Below are 18,257 nucleotides of genomic sequence, written 5' to 3'. Positions count from 1 at the left end.
CGAGGAAAGGACCGTGGAGCGTGGCGCAGTGGCGGCCCGGACAGCGGGCGGCGTGGGACGGGCCGGGCGGAGCCGGGGACGGGGGTGAGGCCGGGGGCGCCGCCGCGCGGCCGCCCCTGCCCGACCTGCCCTGCTTCCCCGCGATGCACGGCTACACCAAGCTGCGCGAGGACCTGGCCGCGCTGAAATTCCGGCATGTGGCGGACGCGCTGCGGCCGCCCCCGGCGCCCGGGAGAACGGCCTTCGGGGCGACGCCGCGCCCCGCGGACGACGACACGTTCCGGGTCCTGGACGGGCTGTGGTTCCGGGGCCGCGGCACACGGTGGGTCCGGGTCGACGAGGAGTACGTGCGCCAGGTCCGGGCCGGCTGGCAGGCCGGCGATGATCCACGGGCCGACGGCGCGGTGGCCGTGGCGGACACGCTGGAGGCGTACGCACGGCACGACCCGATGGGGCTGCGCCGGCTGCTGCTGTGGCAGCTGGCCTGTCTGCTGCGCGACGCGGACACGGGGCCGACCGAGAAGGCGGCCCAGGACCTCGGGGTGCACCCGGACGAGGCGGGCTGTCTGGCGGCGGCGGTGGCCTTGGGGTTCCCCGAGGACGGTCCGGCCCGGGAGACGGCCGAACGGCTCGGCGACCTGTGGCCCGACCGGCGGCTGCGCCGCGCCGAGAAGGCGGCCGCGCAGGTGCCCGACACCGGCCGCGACCATGTACTGGCCCGACTGCTGGACGAGGTGCGCGCACAGCGTGCGGCGGTGCACCAACTGCTCGACAGGGCCGCCCGGTTGGAGGCCGGCGGTTCCGTGCGGGCCGCGGTCAAGGCACGGTTCGAGGCCGTGCGCCGGGCCGGGGACGACCCGGCGGTGGAGGCGGGTCTGCTGGGCGCCGCGGCGCGCGCCGCGGACGCCCTCGGTGCCTCGGATCCCGGCCCGCACCTGGACGTGGTCGTGGAGGAGCGGACCGTCCGCCTCACCTGGCCCCCACCGCGGCCCGGCGTGGAACCGGTCGCGTTCCGGGTGGTGCGCTTCCCCGACGGCACGCCCGCCGACCTCACCGAACTGGCGGTGCTCGGCGGCGAGCAGGCCTCGGAACCGCTGCAGCACAGCGAGGAGGACGCCCCGGTGGGCAGGGCGGTGCGCTACGCCGTCGTACCGCTGCGTCAGGACATGGTCGCCGGGGTGCCGTTGGCGTCCGAGGCCGTGGTGATCGCGCCCGACGTGACCGGCGTGTCCGTCTCCCTCGTGCCCGACGGGGTGCGGCTGCGCTGGCGGGCGGACCCGGCCTGTGTCGAGATCCAGGTGGAGCGCCGCGCGCAGGAGGCGACGAACGTGTGGGCCGATCCGGTGGAGTGCGAGCGGGACGGGTTGCGGGACGTGCCGCTCGCCGCGGGTTCCTATCTGTACGAGATCCGCTGCGCGTATCCGGGTCCGGAGGGCGGCACGGTCTGGTCCGAGGGCGTACAGGTGCCCGTCCGTGCCGAGGAGTGGCCCGACCAGGTGGAGGACCTGGTGGGCCGTCTCGTCGGCGACGGCGACCGGGTGGCGCTGACCTGGCGGCCGCCGCAGCAGGGGCTGAGCACCGTGGTGTCGTGGCCGAGCGGTCCCGTCCGCCCGGGCACGGACGTCTCCCGGCGCACGGACCGGACGGCGCCGCCGTCCCCGGCCACACCCGAGCCGTCGGTGGAGGTGGCCGTCCCGGAGCGGTCCCGGGTCCGGATGACGGCGCTGAGCACCCTGGGCGACCGGGCCCTGACCGGACCGGCGGTCGTGGTCGAACGACCGGGCACCGTACGGGATCTGACGGCCCATCGCATCAGTGTGGACCGTGCCGCGGTGCGGTTCGAGTGGCCGGAGCCGGCCGTGCTGGTGCTGGTCGCCTGGGAGGGCGGCGGGCGGCGCGAGGAGCGGCGGGTGGCCCGCAGCCGCTTCCTCGCCGAGGGCCATGTGGCATTCCCGGTGACCGCGGACGCGTATCGCGTGACGGTCGCCGCGGTGCCCCGCCCCGACGCCCTCGCGGTCCCGGCCGACGCGGCGTCCGCGGACCTTCCCGCGGTCCCCGTGCCGCCGCGTCTGCTGCCGCCCGGACAGCAGCCGTCGTACACCTGGCGCTACCGGTGGCGCAGATGGTGGCCGTTCGGCCGCTGACGGTTCTCAGTCGCGTACGACGGCCTCGGCGCCGCCGCCGAACTCCAGCTGCAGGCCCGTGCTCAGGCCGATGGTGCGGCCGGGGTCGACGTCGTGCACGGAGCCGTCGGAGCGGCGGGCCGTCCAGCGGGTCCCGGAGCGGTTGGTGATGCCGAACCGGCCGGGCTGCTGCGGGTGTTCGGTCACCTCGGCGACGACGGCGGTGAAGTCGTGCCGCTCCGCCTCCACGACCATGTGGTGGGCGTACAGCCGGGCCTGCGGGCCGAGCCGGACGGATCGGGGCTCGGTGCGCGTCCTGCCCGAGCCGATCGTCAGCTGCAGACGCGGCGGTAGCGTGAGCGGACGGCCGCAGTTCTGTCCCCAGCAGTGCGGGGCGGGGCCGTTCGGTTCGGTGAGGTTCTGCCGGCCGCAGGCGCAGACGCAGATGGTGTCGAGGACCTCGCTGAGCGCGTCGCGCCACTGGCTCTCGCGCACCCGCCGCAGCGGGTTCTTCAGACCGTCGGTGAACGTCTCCACGAACAGCCGCTGCAGGATGGGCGGCAGCGCGCCCCAGGTGGCCACGACCGTCTGCTGCTCCTCGGGCACCGGGCGGTTGCGGGTGTCGTTCGGGTCGTAGAGGAAGACCGGGTCGGTGCCGTAGAGCTTCTTGCGGGCGTTCTCGTCGAGGCAGCGGATCTGCAGGGCCAGTGCGCCCTCCAGGGGGTGATGGTTCATCAGGAGCAGGAAGAGCAGGACCGCGAGGGAGTGCAGGTCGCTCTGGATGCCGGGCTGGGCGCCGCGGTCACCGCGGACCAGCTCCGGTGCCATGAAGTCCATGGTGCCGGCGACGCCCGCGCTCTCGCCCTCGAAGACCGCGTTGTCGTTGTCGCAGACCAGGACGTCGCCGGTGTGCGGGTCGAAGAAGATGTTGCCCCAGTTGATGTCGCGGTAGGCGATGCCCTTGCCGTGCAGGGCGCGATAGGCCTCGACGGTGTGCAGGGCGGCCGTCACGAGGGTGCGCTGGGTGGTCGCGGCGATCGCCGGGTCGCGGCGGAAGAGCGCGGGCAGGTCGCGGAAGCGGTCGGGCCGTACGTCCATCAGGTAGCCGAAGCCGGGCAGCCTGCCGTCGGCGTCGACGACGACGGTCTGCGGCCACAGGAACCGGTCGTCGCTCCAGGAGCAGGCGATCAGGCCTTCGAGGATCTGGCGCTGGCGGTTGTCCGCGATCTGCGGGTAGTACCACTTCAGGGCGCGGTCGCCCTTGCGGGTGCGCACGCGGTAGACCTCGCCCTGGCCGCCGGAGCCGAACATGTCCGCGACCTTGACCTTCTCCCCCTCCTCGGTCACCAGGGTCTGCCCGGGGGCGAGCATGCCGTTCACCATGCGGTTCCTCTCGTGGCTCACGTGTGTGGCGCGTCGTTCTGCCGGGGCGCGGCGTGGCCTTCGGCCTCGAAGGCGCCCACGAGTGTCGTGTCGTCGCCGGAGTACTGGGCGGCACGGCTCAGCCACTCCGGCAGCCGGCTGCGCACCGCCGGCATCCCCAGCTCATGGGCGCGGCCCTGCACACCGGCCGCGAAGTCCAGGAAGCCCTGGTGGTCGGTGAAGCTCTTGGACAGTCCGTCGGTGGACAGCAGCACGCCCGAGGGGCCTTCGCTGGTCAGCGGCTGCCAGTGGCAGCGGGCGCGGTGCCAGGACTCGGGCGCGCACAGCGAGTCCGTCTCGTCACCGAGGTCGGGGCCGGTGTAGAGCGGGGTGTACGGCGTCCCGGCCGCGTCCAGGACGACGACGTCGCCGTCGCCCAGCTGCCAGCACACCAGCAGGCGCCGAGTCAGGACGGCGCCGACGAGCGTGGTGCCGTAGGCGGTGAGGTCCGGGCCCCTGGACGCGTGCTCGGGGCCCTTGGGCGTGTGCCGGGGTGTGCCGTGCGCCGGGGAGTTGCAGTCGTGCAGGGTGGCCCGCTCGTACCAGCGGTGGGCGACGAGCTGGGGCAACCGGCGGGCGCAGGCGCGCAGTTCGCCCAGCCCCTGCCACCAGGTGTCCTCGGCGGCGTGCGGTTCGGCGTCGTCGTGGCGGACCGCAGAGAGCGCGAACTCCTCGGCGCAGGCGGCGAATTCCTCGACGGCCCAGCGCGCGCCGAGGTCGCTGCGGAAGTGGGGTGCCGAACCGTGTCCGTCGGCGACGGCGAGCACGACGGCGCGGCCGTCCGCCACCTGCCGTGCCGCGCAGCGGTCCTGGCTGTACTTCTTGGCCGCGCCCTTGACCTCGCCCCGGAGCAGTTCCCACCGCTCGGCCGGTGCCACGACGCCCGTCACCAGATGGGGTTCTCGTCCTCGCCCTTGTCCAGCGCGACGGGCGGCGGGGCCTGCACGGGGCCGCCGCCGTCGGCGCGCGGCGTCGAGGCGGCCTTGACGGCCGTGGACATCCAGCGGATGGCGGCGGCGAGCTGGCGCGGGTTCTTCGCCTGCAGCGGCTCCAGCTCCGGGTTGGCGAGGAACTCCTTGAGCATGCTCTTGTCCGCGTCGTCGCCGATGGCGAGGGCGACGCGCACCGCGCGCTTGCCCCAGGGCGTGTCGTCGATGGCGCGCAGCCCGGAGCGCCAGTCGTCGGTGGGCTGGCCGTCGGAGACCAGTGCCAGCACCGGGGGCAGGGCGCGCTGCGGCATGGGCGGCGTCTGCAGCGCACCGGCCGCGAGGCGGAAGGCCGCGCCCATGTCGGTGCCGCCGTAGGTGTGCAGGTCTTCCCAGGTGAACTGGTCCACCGGGGTGGGGTCGTTGATGTGCCAGCTGGCGCCGCTGGCGAAGGACACCGCGCGGACGAGGAGTGTGGCGCCGGGGTTCGACCGGGCGGCCGACTGCATCTCCGGGATGGCCTCGCGGATGGCGAAGTTCAGCTCGGCGATCTTGCCGTTCACACTCATCGAGCCGGAGCAGTCCAGCAGCCAGATGAAGTGCACGGGACGGCTCGCCATGCTGCCGCCGGGCAGATCGAAGGTGTCGCTCACGCTGGTCCTCTCCCCCGAGGTGGGCCCGAGGCGGGCCCGGACTTCCTTCGGTACCAGCCTAGTTGAGAAAGCGGCGAAGATCTGGTGCCCCGGGCAACTCGCGAGGCACGACAACCTCCACCGCTCTCGCTGTGCGCCCCTTGTGCGCCCCCGTCACCTCGGCGACTGCCACCACTGGTTCCAGGCCTGCACCCAGCGCTGCCCGCCCCAGCCGTCCAGGACCGCGGCCACCTCGCTGCGGGCCCGCCGGTCCATGTGGCGCAGCGCTTCTCCGAGCACCTCGTCGATCAGATGGCGGGACAGGTCGTGCCAGGCTCCCGTCTGGCCCGGGTGGAGTTCCGCCCAGGCGAAGAACAGCGCGGCCATGCGCCGCGGTTCGCACAGGGCGCGGGCCTCCAGCGCGCCGCCCTCGCGCCGTGCGCTGTGCACGGCCTCGCGGTAGAGCGTCAGCAGCCGCATGCTGCCGACGGCGTAGCGGCGCAGTGCGTCGGTGCCGTGGACCTCGTAGGGGTCGGCCCGGGTGACTCCGCGGGCGATCCAGGAGTCGATCCTCTCCCGGAGCACGCCCTCCAGCCGTCCGGCGCGTTCCTCGAGGAGGGGCAGGCGTTCCATGGCGTCCGCCAGGGTCTCCTCGCCGCGCGCGAAGTCGTGGGCGAAGACGACGAGCCGGGCGGTGGCGACCTCCGGCTGCAGGAGCCGCTTGGCGTCGGTCGTGGCGCGGGCGAGGTCGAGGTAGCGCTCGTCGATGCGTTCCGGGTGCCGCAGCCAGTGGGCGAGGGAGAGTTCGTGGCCCGCCTCGACGATCAGCCGGGCGGAGCAGACCTCGGTGATCCTGCTCTGCTCGGCGACCGGGACCACGCCGCTGCGCGACGGCCAGGCCAGCGTCCACAGGATCTTCAGGGTGGGCACGTCGGGCACCTTCGCGCCCTCCAGGTGCCGGTGGGCGAGGTCGATCCAGAGGTCGACCCCCGTCAGGCCGTACGCGCCCCGGCTGCGGTACCCCGCCGACGCGGCCAGGCGTACGGCGCGGGGCGCCCCGTCGAGATGGTCGCGCAGCCAGTCGCCGTGCGGTGAGGCGGCGAGGTCGCGCAGGGCACGGATACGGCGCTCCTCCTCTCCCTCGGCGAGCCGTTCCAGGATCCGGCGGACCAGGGCCCGGTCGCCGAGGGCTTCGAGCAGGGCAACCGCGTCGGCGCAGGCGCGCCGCTGGTCGGGCCGGTTCAGGGCGCGCGCGATCTTGAACTCCGCCTCGTCCAGGACGGAGCCGCGGTCGCGGTCGCCCCCGGCGGCGAGCAGGGCGCGCAGCGGCTTCTCCCAGGCGGTGGACGGCTGTTGGCGCAGCAGCCTGCGCAACTCGTCCTCCGGTGGCGGGCCGAACTCGGAGCGCACCGTGCGCCAGGTTCCCTCGTCGAGCGGCAGGTCGGCGCGGGCCGCCTCCAGGGTCGGTACGGCGTTCACCGGGTCCGCCGCCTTCGCACGGCTGCGCAGGAGAGCCGCGGCGAGCGGCTGGACGGCGTCGGGGCGGTGCTCGGCGATCTGCCGGGCGAGGTCGGCGAGGTCGTGGGCGGTGCCGATGTCGGGCGGGCCCTGTTCGGCGACGCGGACCGCGGCGGACAGGATCGCGCGCAGTACCTCCTCGGGCAGGCCGGTGAGGGCCTGCCCGGAACGGGCGGTGAGGGCGCGGCGGGCCAGGGGCAGCACGGCGAAGGGGTCGCCGGCCTCGTGCTCGTCGGTCCGGGGGACCACGCCCTCCCGCCACAGCCGGGCGGCCAGCTCCGCCCAGGGGTCGGACCGGGGCGGGCTGCCCGGGCCGCCCAGGCCGTCGTGCACGCGGAAGAGGTGGGTGACGGTGGAGTCGTCGTAGCGGTCGAAGACCTCGCTGTCCAGGTCCGGGCCGATGCCGAGGATCTGCTGCGGGGCGAGGCCGGGGTCGGCGCAGTGGGTGGTGAACGTCAGTGCGCGTGCGTGCGTGACGGGCAGGGAGGCGCAGGCGAGGGCGATCCAGCGGGCCACGGTCTCCTGGTCCCGCTCGGCCAGGACGATCTGGCGTCCTGCGGGGTCGGCGAACAGCGCGCGGACGTCGGCGAGGAACGGCGCGATGCGCGCGGCCTGTTCGGACGCGAACTTCGTCAGCAGCGCGTGGTCCCAGCACCAGTCGCGCGGTGCGAAGCCCGTACCGCCGTCGCGGTCCAGGGTGCTCCTGCGGAACGCGTCGACGGGCCAGCGCCGGTCGTCCTCCGGCTCCCCCGCCTCGTACCGGGCGTCGACCCGCAGCCCGTCCGACTCCTCGTCCGGCCGCACACTGCACAGCAGTCCGCCGCCGTCGCGGTGGGGCAGCCGGGTGTAGCTGAGCGCGGCGCCGAGGGCGGGCGCGGCACGGTGCGTGGCCGCGATGACCCGCTGCATCAGATCGTCCGGCACACCCTCCGGCACCTCGCTGACAGGCGTGAACCGGTCGGCACCCGAAGCGGGGTCACGGCGGAGCACGTAGCTGAGTTCACGGATGGCCATTCTCCGATTCTGACGATCAGTCCCGAACCCCGCAGCAGGACACGGAAGCTGACACGGGGCGCACAGAAGCGGACGGCACGCTGCCGCTCGGGGTGGGGACGGGGTTCGGGTGCTGTTCGGTCAGGGGCGGGGGTCGGGGTGGGCCGGGGCCTTCGGTTCGGAGCCCCGTACCGCGCGGCCCACCTCTGCTCGCAGGGCCACGAATTCCGGCAGCCCTCGGGTGGTGATCTGGTCGCGTTCGGCGGGGAGGGTGACGGGGAGGTCGAGGACCGGGTGGGAGGCGGGGCCCGGGGAGAGGACGACGACGCGGTCGGCGACGTAGACGCTCTCGTCGATGTCGTGGGTGACGAAGACGATGGTGGCGCCGTCGCTGCGGTGCACCTCCAGCAGGAGGTCCTCCAGGTCCTCGCGGGTCTGCGCGTCGAGCGAGCCGAAGGGTTCGTCCATGAGCAGCAGCGAGGGGTGGCAGACCAGGGCGCGGGCGATGGCGACGCGCTGCTGCATGCCGCCGGACAGCTGCCAGGGGTGGCGGCGCCCGGCGCCCTCCAGGCCGACCCGTTCGAGGATGCGCTCGGCCTGTTCGCGCCGTTCGGCCCGGGGCAGCCCGCGGCGGCGCAGCGGGAGGGCGACGTTGTCGCGGACGGTGAGCCAGGGGAAGAGGGAGCGGCCGTAGTCCTGGAAGACGACGGCCAGTTGGTCGGGCACGCCGGTGACCGGGGTGCCGTCGATCGAGACGGAGCCCTCGTAGGCCGGCTGCAGCCCGGCGACCGTGCGCAGCAGCGTGGACTTGCCGCAGCCCGACGGGCCGACGACGCACAGGAGTTGGCCGTCGGGGACGGTGAGGTCGATGCCGTGCAGGACGACCTGTTCGCCGTAGCGCTGGCCGAGGGAGTCGAGGCGGAGCGTCATGCCGTGCTCCTTCCCCGGCCGACGAGCCGTCTCTCGGCCGCGAGCAGGGCGGTGTTGAGGAGATATCCGAGGATGCCGAGGAGCAGCAGGGCGGCCCACACGGTGGGCAGGTCGGAGCGGGACTGGGCGTCGGTGAGGGTGAAGCCGATGCCGTTGGCGCTGCCCGGCAGCAGTTCGGAGAAGACCATGAGGATGAGGGAGAGCGACAGGCTCAGGCGCAGGCCCGCGAAGATACGAGGCAGCGCGGACGGCAGCAGCAGCAACCACAGCCGCTCCACGGGGTGGAGGCGCAGCACGGCCGCCACGTCGAGCCGCAGCGGGTCGGTGTTGCGGACCCCTTCGGCCGTGTTGATCAGCACCGGCCATACGGCGCTGAAGGCGATGGACGCGATCTGCATCTGCGTACCCAGATCGAGGACGACGACGAAGACGGGCACCAGCGCGGGCGGCGGCACGGCCCGCGCGAACTGCAGCACCGGATTGCACAGCGCGTACGCCCGGCGCGAGCGCCCGACCGCGACACCCAGCGCGATCCCGGCGACGGCGGCCATCCCGAACCCGGCCGCCATTCGCCCGAGGCTCGGCAGGACGTCCGCCACGGCGGCGTCGGTGAGGAACACCCGCCGGACGGGCCCCGAGAACCACAGCTCGTACATGTGGTGCGCGATACGGCCCGGGGGCGGGAAGTAGACGCTGCCGTGCGCCTCGGCGGCCAACTGCCAGACGGCGAACACGAGGACGAGGACCGCGAGGCGCAGCAGCAGATGCCGCCACGCGCTCCCGGCACCCTTCGTCGCTCCCCCGCGCGGTGCGCCACCGCCACCGCCCCCGCCCCCGCTCCGGCTCCTCGCCGCAGCCGTCGCCGGCTTCGGGCCGCCACCCCGGGTCCCGTTCACGGCCGCACCACAGCCGCCCGCTCCGCCCGCCGCTCCGGTGTCCACGGGAACAGCCGCCGTTCGCCCCACACCAGAACCCCGTTGATGACCAGTCCGAGAACGCCTGCCCACACCACGCCGGCCAGGACGTCCCGGGTGCCGTCGGTGGCCAGGCCCGCCTGGGCGATGAAGATGCCGAGGCCCTCGCCGAAGCCGGAGAGGAGTTCGGTGGCCACGGCGAGGATGAGGGCGACGGCCGCCGAGATCCGGACACCGGCGGCGATGAACGGTGCCGTGCCGGGCAGTTCGACCCGCAGCAGTACCGAGAGCCGGCCGAAGCCGAAGGCGCGCAGGGTGTCCTTGGCGAGCGGGTCGGTCTCGCCGAGGCCGTAGATCGTGTTGAACAGGACGGGCCAGACGCACGCGTACGTGATCAGCGTGACCTCGGTCTCGAGACCGGTGCCGAGGAGCAGGGAGACCAGCGGGATCAGCGCGACCGACGGCAGCGGCCGCAGGAACTCCACGATCACGCGTACGGCGGAGTCGACGAGCGGCACACTGCCGAGCAGCAGGCCGAGCGGGACGGCGATCGCGACGGAGAGGCCGAGCCCCAGCGCCCACGCCTTCAGGGTGGCGCCGACGCCGTCCATGAAGGCGCTGTCGCCGCCCAACTCCACGGCGCGCGCGAGGACTTCGGAGGCGGGCGGAAGATAGCTGCGCCGGACCACGCCCGCGCGGCCGACCGCCTCGCAGATCCCGAAGGCCAGCAGCACACCGAGCAGCCCCAGCCACAGCTCCTGCCGCCGTTTCGGACGCCTCAGCCTCTTCAGCCGTCTCACCTCACCTGCAGCCGTGTCACGCGACCAGCCGTCTCATGCGACCGGCCGTCTCACTTGACCAGCAGCGTCGCCGGATCGAGATCCTTCTTCAACAGCCCCTGTTTCTTCATGAGTTCGGTCAGCCGCCGCAGCTGCGCGGCATCGGTGGTCGCCGGGTACGAGGGCAGCCGGATCTTCTCCGCCTGACCCGCGGTCACCTTGGTGTACTTGGGCAGTTCCTGGCGTACGGCGTCGGGGTCCTGCGTCGCGATCTTCGACGCGGCCTCGATCGCGCGCCGGAAGGCCGCCGCCTCCTTGGGGTGCCCGGCGGCGAACTTCTGCGTGGTGACATAGCCGCTGATGGGCAGCGACTCCACCGGCGCCGCCCCGCCGTCCAGCAGCACCTTCGCCTTCAGGTCGCCTTGGATCGCGCTGTCGAAGGGCTCCACCGCATGCACGGCGTCCACCTGGTCGCGTTCCAGGGCGGGGCCCATCTGCGGGAAGGCGATCTGGCGGTAGACGGGCCGGCTGACGCCCTTGGCGTCGAGGATCGCGTTGAGGGTCAGGGACTGGATGTTGTTGAGGATGTTGACGGCGACCTTCTTGCCCGCGAGGTCGGCGACGCTCTTGATGCCCGAGTCCTTCGGCACCAGGACGTCCATCATGTGCGGCGCGACCCGTACGCCCTCGGCGAGGACACGGACGTCGAGGGTGCCCTTCTCGTCGGCCTGGAGGAAGGTCACGTAGTTGGCGCTCGCGATCACGTCGACCTGGCCGTTGGCGAGAGCGGGCAGGGCCTGGATGCTCTGCTGGACCGGCTGGATCGTGACGTCCAGCCCCTCCTTCTCGAACAGCCCGCGGTCCCGGGCGAGATAGAGCGCCGCGGAGTCCGTCAGCGGCAGCGCCGCCACTCTCAACTTCGTACGTGCGCCGCCCGCGGAGTCCGAGTCGTCCTTGTCGTCACCGCAGGCCGCGAGGAGCAGGGTCAGGGCGGCCAGGACGACCGCCGGCTTTCCGATTCCCGGCATCGATCGACGTAACGCCATGCGGGCATGAGTACCAGGGATTTGTCATGATCACCACATGTTGATCGATGGAGTTGTCAATCCGTCATCCCGTCTCATCCTCCCGCGCTGCCGTCACGGATGCGTCCCACAGGGGCGGCACGGAGCGCTGTCTTGCCCGGGCCGCATCCGCCGCGCCACCGTGGTCGCATGAATGTGCGCGAGGCCCCGCAGGTCCCGGACGTCTTCGATCCGCGGCAGTACGCCGCCGGAGTGCCGTACGCCGCCTATCGCGTCCTGCGCGACCACCACCCCGTGGTGTGGCAGGACGAGCCCGAGGTGCTGGGCTGGCCGGCCGGGCCCGGGTTCTGGGCGGTGACGCGGCACGCGGACGTCGTACGGGTCCTCAGGGACTCGGCGGCCTACTCCTCCCACCTCGGCGCGACCCAGATCCGCGATCCCGACCCGGCGGATCTGCCCTTCATCCGGCGCATGATGCTCAATCAGGATCCGCCGCGGCACGGGCGGTTGCGGCGTCTGGTCAGCCGCGCCTTCACTCCCGGCCGTATCGACCGCTTCACGTCGGTCGCACGGGAGCGGGCCCGGAACCTGCTCGCGGCCGCGCTACGGGACGCCCGCGCCCAGGACGGCACCGTCGACCTCGTCGCGGCCGTGACCGACGACTACGCCCTGCTCAACCTCGCCGACCTGCTCGGCGTCCCGGACAGCGACCGCGGGCTGCTGCTGCACTGGACGCAGCGGGTCATCGGCTACCAGGACCCGGACGAGGCGGGCGCACCCGTGCTCGACGCGGCGGGCAAACCGGTCAACCCCCGCTCCCCGGCCATGCTCCGGGACATGTTCGACTACGCCCAGCGCCTCGCCGCGCACAAGCGCCGGCACCCGGCCGACGACGTGCTCACCACACTCGCGCACGAGACGGAACTCGCCGACGCCGAGCTGGAGATGTTCTTCTTCCTGCTCACCGTCGCGGGCAACGACACCGTACGCAGCGCCGCTCCCGGGGGGCTGCTGGCGCTGGCCGAGCACCCGGAGGCGTACGCATCCCTCCGCGCAGGGAGGTCCGAACTCCCCACCGTGGTGGACGAGTTGCTGCGCTGGCACCCGCCCGTCCTCACCTTCCGCCGCACCGCCACCGAGGACACCGAGCTGGCAGGGCGGCGCATCCGCGCGGGCGACAAGGTGGTCGTCTTCCACGCCTCCGCCAACCGCGACGAACGGGCCTTCGACACCCCGGACCACCTCGACCTCTCCCGCGCCCCGAACCCCCACATCTCCTTCGGCGACGGCCCCCACATCTGCCTGGGCGCCCACTTCGCCCGCCTGCAACTACGCGTGCTCTACGAAGAGGCGTCGCGCACGCTGCCTGTCCTGCGGACGACGGGCCCGCCCGTACGGCTGACGTCGAACTTCATCAACGGCATCAAGTCGCTTGTGGTGCGGGTGAGTTGAGGGGGCGAGGCGGGGGCCTCGGGTGGCCTTGGGGGGGGAGGGCCGGGCGAGGACGGCCCTTTGACCGGGCCCGAACACGAGCGGCCTCGTGGCGGGGCAGGCACGAACGGCTCAGGGTTCAGGCCCAGACCTGGACCAGGGCCGTATGCGCCACCGGTCCGTGAGCTCTGACCCTCCGACACCGGTCAGAGCGACCTTCGAAGCGGGGCCCGGAATCGGGTGGGCCTCATGGCGGCCCGCACAGACGGCCTCGTGGCCCGGCGTTGATTGGGGTGGCTTCAGGGCGGGGGTCGGACTCAGGCGGCCTTTTGGCGGGACCGGACACACAACCCCATGACCCAGCCCGGACACGAACAACCTCATGACCCCGCCCGGACACAAACAAGGCCACGGCCCAGCCCAGGCACAGACGACCCCACGGCAGGACCCCGAACAAACAGCTCGGGACACGGGCCCCGACCTGGATCGGGGCGGATGTGCCGTCGATTCGGCAGCTCCGCCCCTCTGCTGCCGGCCAGTGCGGCCGTGGTCGAGTCAGAACTCGGGCCGGACTTACGGCGGTCCGCCCTAGGACGGCCCCGGGCTCAGGCGCGGACCTGGATCAGGGCGTGGGTGCCGGCTGTGCGCCAGGTCTGGGGTTCCGTTGCTGTCAGGGTGGCCTCCGTGGTCGGGGTGAGGCCGGTGATCACGTCGGATTTCAGGGTGCGCAGGGCGGCCACCGGGCCGGGGAAGTGGGACGTGACGTCGGCGAAGGGGGTGGTCGGGGGCCACAGGCGATCGCCCACCAGGCGGCGGTAGTTGAGGTCGCCCTTGACGATGGTCAGCGTGGCCGTGGCGAGTTCGGCGCGCAGGTCGGCCGGCAGGTCGGCGAACGGCAGCGGGGCGCTGGAGAAGGGGTGGGCGCGCAGGACGAGGCGGCCGTCGGTCATCGCCGACCACAGGATGCTGCCGTACTCGACGGCGGCGCCCTGCGCCCCGGTCAGTCTCCTCAGCGCGTCGAGCACATCGGCCGTCGTCGCGTCGGAGACGTAGTACGGGTACGGCTTGACGTGCAGCACGGCACGGGCGATGCGCCCCCGCTCCAGGAGGTGGGCGATGAGCAGCAGATCGGGGATGAGTTCGCGTCCGGCGTTGTCCGCGATCAGGCAGAGCGTGCCGGCACCGGACGGCGGGAGCAGCGCCCAGAGGGCCGCGCTGTCGTCGGCGACCAGACCCGGGGCGGCGTCCGCGGGGCCCGCGTCCCCGGTCGAGAGGCGGAAACCGAGGTCGGCGCGGTTGCCCCAGAGGGAGCCGTGCAGCAGGGCCCGGTCCTGGTCGTCGGCGGACAGGGCGTCCAGCGCGGCCAGTTCCTCGTCCGTCTCCGGCGAGTCGAGTTCGGCCAGCTTGAACGGGCGGAACGGGTCGACGCCCTGCCAGGGCCCGGTGCCGAAGTAGCCGACGGCTTCGAGCAGTTGGCGGTAGAAGTAGCTCTCCGACCACAGCCAGGGGATCTTGAACCAGGACCGGCCGGTGTATGCGCCGGCTCCCCACTCCTCCCAGCGGTCCCGGTCGTGCGCATCGGCGGGGAGCGGTTCGACGACGCCCTCGGTGCAGCTCGCGAGCAGCGCGTCGAGTGCGCGGTGCTGTGCGGGACCGTAGGGGAAGGCCTCCCGCACCTGCCGGATGATCGCGGGGTGCCGCTCGGCGAGCACGGAGTGCGGGAAGGAACCCGGCTCATCACCGAGGATCACGGGCGCGAACGGGATGTCGGACATGCGCCTCACCCTAGTCCCGTCAGGATTCCGGCAAGATCACATCGGATCCCGTCACGCCGGTCTGATCTCTCGCTCCAACCGGGTGGCGAGGTTCAGATACGGCGCCCGGCGCGTGACCGGGACCAGCCCGCGGATCATGACGTACCACATCTCGGCGAGTCTGCGGGGCTGGCGGGTGACGGGTTCGAGCGACCGACCGACTATGCGGGTGCCGACGTAGAAGCTGACGAGGGAGTGGGCGATGGCGTCGACGTCGATGTCCGTGTGCAGGTCGGACTCCTTGACGGCGCCGAGGAGCTTGCGGGTGGCCATCTCACGGAACTCGGTGAAGGGGTGCTTGAGCGGTGGCCGCACGGCGACTCCCCCGGTCGCGAGCCGGAGCCCCGCCCGTGGGATCGGGCCCTCGACGGACTGCCGGGCGACGCCGAAGGTGATGCGCATCAGGGTCTCCAGTGAGGAGTAGCCCCGTGCGTCGATCTCGGCCGTCAGGTCCCGCAGGGACCTGGACTGCAGCTCCATGATCGCGTGGGCCAGGTCCTCCTTCGCCGCGAAGTGGAAGTACAGCGCGCCCTTGGTGACGTGGGCGTGCTCGACGATGTCGCTGAGGCTGGTCGACTCATAGCCGCGGCGGTCGAACAGGTCTGCTGCGGCCGCGATGATCGTCGTGCGGGTCTGTTCGGCGCGTAACTGCCTCGCCATCGGCTGAACACTCCTGGGACTGGAACGAACGGGTCGTGCTGTTTGTTTTTTACTCCCCGTGAACGATATCTCACCCTACGGCGGCGCCCACGGCGCACTCGAAGACCGTCGTACCACCCTGTGTTCCGCGGATCCGGATCCCTTCTCCGTCCGCGTCCACGACCTCGATCCAGGTGGGTCTGTCCAGCTCTGCGTACTGATGGAAGGTGGAACGGAAGGCCGCGGACGAGCCCGGCAGACCGGTGGTCGCGTGCGCCGCCTGACGCGCCGCCTCCAGCAGCAGCATGCCCGGTACGTGATCGAGCGGATGGTCGAAGAAAACGGGATGGGCGGTATCTACTCGCAGTTGCCAGCGCCCCGGACGGTCGGGCGGCGCGAGCACGACGTCCGCCGCCAGCGCCCGGCCCACGGCGTCCGCGGGCAGCGCGGGCGCGGGCGGCAGCGCCGAGACGGTGTCCGGAGTGCGGCCGCCGCGCAGCCTGCGGTAGACCGAGGCACTGGTCCAGCTCACGGAGATGTGCGCGCTCGCGACCCGCTCACCGCCGACGCGTACGTCGGTGTCGTAGCGGAACGCGGTCGGGCGGCCGGCCCGGTGGCGGACGTCGAAGACCCTGACGTCCAGGACGGGTTCGGCGGGTGCGCTCCCCACGGCGAGGTGCTCGGGGCGTGTGGTCAGGCGCAGTTCCTTCAGCACGAAGCAGTGGTCGAGCGGGGCCTCGTACTCGGCGTGGGACAGCAGCGCCCCGCACTGGCGCACGGTCTCCGCGACGAGCAGCGGCTCGTAGGCGGAGCGGTCCGGGGACACGTGTAACTGGTGGGCCCGTGGCCACTGCGCACACAGCCGGAACTGGTCCGCCCCGGTCCTCTCCCAGTCGGTGAGGAACGTTTCCGCGATGGCAGCCCGGTGCACGAGCTGACGGGGAACGGTGGCCGTCAGGGTCGGTTGAGGCATGTCCCTCCCTCGGTCCCCCGAAAGCGATGACAGACCAGACGGACAGGCCCGTACCGGCGACCGCCAGAGTACGAGGCGACCGGTTGGTTTTCAATGAGACGGAGGTGGCCTCCAGAGACGGACGACGCAGGTGAAAGGGCGGCGCCGGGCGCACGTTCGGATACCGGGCACCCTCTTTCACTCCGGGGCTCACACGATGAACGCGTCCCGCCCGTCGTCCGTACTCACCGGGAGCACACTGTTCCCGCGCCGGCCGAGGAGACGTTCCGGATGCCCCGGATGACCGCACACCGCACCGCCCTGACGGCCGCCCTCGTCACCCCGTTCCTGCTCCCTCTGTGGGCGGCGAACCCCGCGCAGGCGCACGGCGCGCCCACCGATCCGGTCAGCCGGGTCTACGCCTGCTCCCCCGACGGCGGCAGTTCGGGGTCGGCGGCCTGCCGAGCCGCGATCGCCGCGAACGGCGGCCCCTTCACGATGTGGGACAACCTGCGGGTGCCGGACGTGGGCGGCAGGGACCGGCAGGTCATCCCGGACGGCAAGCTGTGCAGCGGCGGCCTGCCCGCCTACAAGGGCCTCGACCTCGCGCGCTCCGACTGGCCGTCGACGACGCTGACGCCGGGCGCGACGATGACGATGAAGTACGCCTCGACGATCCCGCACACCGGCACGTTCAAGCTGTATCTCACCAAGCAGGGCTACGACCCGAAGAAGCCGCTGACCTGGTCCGCGCTGGCGGAACAGCCCTTTGCCGCGGTCAGGGACCCGGCCCTGACGAGCGGCGCGTACCGCATCACGGCGAAGCTGCCGTCCGACCGGACCGGGCACCATGTGCTCTACACGATCTGGCAGAACAGCAGCACGACGGACACGTACTACTCCTGCTCGGACGTCGTGTTCCGGTCGGCGTCCGGCAGCGGGAAGAGCGGCGGTGCGGCGGGGTCGTCGGCCGGGGACGCGAAGGAGAGCGGCGGCAAGAAGGCCGCGAGCAGCAGCCCTTCGAGGACACCGGAGTCCTCCACGAGCCCCTCCACGACCCCTTCGCACGCCGCGCACGCGGCGACGCCGCAGCAGCAGACCGGCGCCCCCGACAGCACTCCGGTGGCCTCCTCCTCCACCGCGGACTCCGGTCCGTCCGCGCCCATGGTTGCGGGCGGCGCCGCTGCGGTGCTGGTGCTCACCGGCGGCGCCGCCCTGGCGCTGCGTCTGCGTCGACGCTGAAGTCGCCCTAAGGGGCGGTCAGTTGACGTAGACCGTCGCGCCGTTGTCGGTCACCGGGCCGTACTTGGCGCTGAAGAAGCCGCTGCTGAAGCAGAGCGAGGAGCCCGACACCTTGGTGAACTCCTGGTCGGTGAAGGCGATGCTGCTGTCGTCGTTGCTCGCCGTGCCGGTCAGGCTCGGGGCCTGGTAGACACAGGTGATGCTGCCCAGCAGGGTCCTCAGCTTGACCGTGGTCTGGATGGTGGAGCCGCTCGCCGGGGTCACCGTGAGGGCGCCGTCGGAGGTCACGGTGGTGGTGTAGGGCAGGTTGTCGACCGTGATGCTGCTGACGCCGGTCACGCCCACGACGTTGCTGGTGCAGCTGCTGCTGTCGAAGCTCTGCCCGGTGACCGACTCGGTGGCGGTGCCCGGCGCGGCGGGGTTGTCGGTGACGCTCGCGGTGAACGTCGAGGACGAGCAGACGACGCCGCTGGTGCCGGTCGCGCTGGAGTAGAGGGTGGCGTTGGTGCCGGAGGCGAGCGGTGCGGTGAGGACGTCGCCGACCGCGACGGCGGTGCCGCCGGCCGAACCGGTGGTCAGGACGGCGGTGTCGGCCGCGGAGGCGGGGACGGCGGCCGGGATGGAGAGGGCGGCTACGGCGCCGACGAGAGTGACGAGGGTGCGAGTACGCATGCGGGGGCCTCTTCTCTGGGATGTGGGGGCTGAAAGTGGCGTGGGGGGACGCTGGACTGCGTCCGCCGCCACCGGTCCGTGACGCCTTCTCCTACGCGACGGACCGGCGACGGCGACCGGCCGGTGACCGGCAGAGGACCCGTGGGAAGGGCCGCCTGCCGGGACCGGGCGGGGAAGCCGGCCCGCACGGGTCAGGGGAAGTACCCGTGCGAAGCCGTCGAGAACGTGGGGGTGTGTGGGATTCC

At 72.7% G+C, this 18,257-nt stretch carries 15 protein-coding genes; 3 read left to right on the top strand and 12 right to left on the bottom strand.

All coding sequences use genetic code 11. The features are described from left to right. The first annotated feature begins 20 nt into the window (after positions 1-20). Positions 21-2,144 (top strand): amino acid adenylation domain-containing protein, encoded by a 2,124-nt coding sequence (locus tag MQN93_RS01375; protein ID WP_242707929.1) that lies wholly within the window; start codon positions 21-23, stop codon positions 2,142-2,144. Positions 2,145-2,150: 6 nt separating this feature from the next. On the opposite strand, the gene MQN93_RS01370 is transcribed toward MQN93_RS01375, so the two are convergent. From MQN93_RS01370 to MQN93_RS01335, 8 genes are all read right to left on the bottom strand, one after another. Next, on the bottom strand, positions 2,151-3,506 hold the full coding sequence (locus tag MQN93_RS01370; RefSeq protein WP_242708498.1) for a protein kinase domain-containing protein: 1,356 nt from the start codon (positions 3,504-3,506) through the stop codon (positions 2,151-2,153). Positions 3,507-3,523: 17 nt separating this feature from the next. Continuing rightward, positions 3,524-4,435, bottom strand: a complete 912-nt coding sequence (locus MQN93_RS01365) for a protein phosphatase 2C domain-containing protein (RefSeq protein ID WP_016431977.1) — start codon at positions 4,433-4,435, stop codon at positions 3,524-3,526. Then, the gene (locus tag MQN93_RS01360) at positions 4,432-5,091 is read right to left on the bottom strand and encodes a vWA domain-containing protein (protein WP_037780996.1); all 660 of its coding nucleotides are present in this window, start codon (positions 5,089-5,091) and stop codon (positions 4,432-4,434) included. Before MQN93_RS01360 ends, MQN93_RS01365 begins: the two co-directional genes overlap by 4 nt. Positions 5,092-5,277: 186 nt before the next feature. After that, entirely contained in the window at positions 5,278-7,635 is a 2,358-nt protein-coding gene (locus MQN93_RS01355; protein ID WP_242707928.1) for a GTPase-associated protein 1-related protein, read from the bottom strand. Between the two features lie 120 nt (positions 7,636-7,755). Further along, positions 7,756-8,544 (bottom strand): ABC transporter ATP-binding protein, encoded by a 789-nt coding sequence (locus MQN93_RS01350; RefSeq protein ID WP_242707927.1) that lies wholly within the window; start codon positions 8,542-8,544, stop codon positions 7,756-7,758. Continuing rightward, positions 8,541-9,440, bottom strand: coding sequence for an ABC transporter permease (locus MQN93_RS44150; protein ID WP_242707926.1), 900 nt, complete (start codon positions 9,438-9,440; stop codon positions 8,541-8,543). Before MQN93_RS44150 ends, MQN93_RS01350 begins: the two co-directional genes overlap by 4 nt. After that, positions 9,437-10,258 carry an ABC transporter permease gene (locus MQN93_RS01340; protein ID WP_016431982.1) on the bottom strand — a complete coding sequence of 274 codons (822 nt, stop codon included), beginning with the start codon at positions 10,256-10,258 and terminating at the stop codon, positions 9,437-9,439. The genes MQN93_RS44150 and MQN93_RS01340 overlap by 4 nt, the downstream gene beginning before the upstream one ends. Before the next feature lie 50 nt (positions 10,259-10,308). Further along, a complete protein-coding gene (locus MQN93_RS01335) occupies positions 10,309-11,265 on the bottom strand; it encodes an ABC transporter substrate-binding protein (RefSeq protein WP_016431983.1) in 957 nt (318 codons plus the stop codon). A 186-nt stretch (positions 11,266-11,451) separates the two neighbouring features. Here MQN93_RS01335 and MQN93_RS01330 point away from each other — a divergent pair, with 186 nt between their 5' ends. Then, on the top strand, positions 11,452-12,714 hold the full coding sequence (locus MQN93_RS01330; RefSeq protein ID WP_016431984.1) for a cytochrome P450: 1,263 nt from the start codon (positions 11,452-11,454) through the stop codon (positions 12,712-12,714). A gap of 584 nt (positions 12,715-13,298) precedes the next feature. On the opposite strand, the gene MQN93_RS01325 is transcribed toward MQN93_RS01330, so the two are convergent. The 3 genes from MQN93_RS01325 to MQN93_RS01315 all read right to left on the bottom strand — a co-directional run bounded on the left by MQN93_RS01325 (position 13,299) and on the right by MQN93_RS01315 (position 16,119). Next, a complete protein-coding gene (locus MQN93_RS01325) occupies positions 13,299-14,468 on the bottom strand; it encodes a damage-control phosphatase ARMT1 family protein (protein ID WP_242707925.1) in 1,170 nt (389 codons plus the stop codon). A 51-nt stretch (positions 14,469-14,519) separates the two neighbouring features. Further along, positions 14,520-15,167 carry a ScbR family autoregulator-binding transcription factor gene (locus MQN93_RS01320; protein WP_016431986.1) on the bottom strand — a complete coding sequence of 216 codons (648 nt, stop codon included), beginning with the start codon at positions 15,165-15,167 and terminating at the stop codon, positions 14,520-14,522. A gap of 70 nt (positions 15,168-15,237) precedes the next feature. Further along, positions 15,238-16,119 carry a ScbA/BarX family gamma-butyrolactone biosynthesis protein gene (locus tag MQN93_RS01315; RefSeq protein ID WP_016431987.1) on the bottom strand — a complete coding sequence of 294 codons (882 nt, stop codon included), beginning with the start codon at positions 16,117-16,119 and terminating at the stop codon, positions 15,238-15,240. A 270-nt stretch (positions 16,120-16,389) separates the two neighbouring features. Here MQN93_RS01315 and MQN93_RS01310 point away from each other — a divergent pair, with 270 nt between their 5' ends. Further along, the gene (locus MQN93_RS01310) at positions 16,390-17,340 is read left to right on the top strand and encodes a lytic polysaccharide monooxygenase auxiliary activity family 9 protein (protein ID WP_016431988.1); all 951 of its coding nucleotides are present in this window, start codon (positions 16,390-16,392) and stop codon (positions 17,338-17,340) included. An 18-nt stretch (positions 17,341-17,358) separates the two neighbouring features. Here the strand turns inward: MQN93_RS01310 and MQN93_RS01305 are convergent, their stop codons facing one another. Beyond that, positions 17,359-18,012, bottom strand: coding sequence for a Tat pathway signal sequence domain protein (locus MQN93_RS01305; protein ID WP_242707924.1), 654 nt, complete (start codon positions 18,010-18,012; stop codon positions 17,359-17,361). Between the last annotated feature and the right edge of the window lie 245 nt (positions 18,013-18,257).

The organism is Streptomyces spinosisporus (assembly GCF_022698145.1).
Taxonomy (GTDB): Bacteria; Actinomycetota; Actinomycetes; order Streptomycetales; family Streptomycetaceae; genus Streptomyces; species Streptomyces spinosisporus.
Note: the sequence above shows the minus strand (reverse complement) of the source record. Positions and strands in the feature narration are given on the sequence as shown.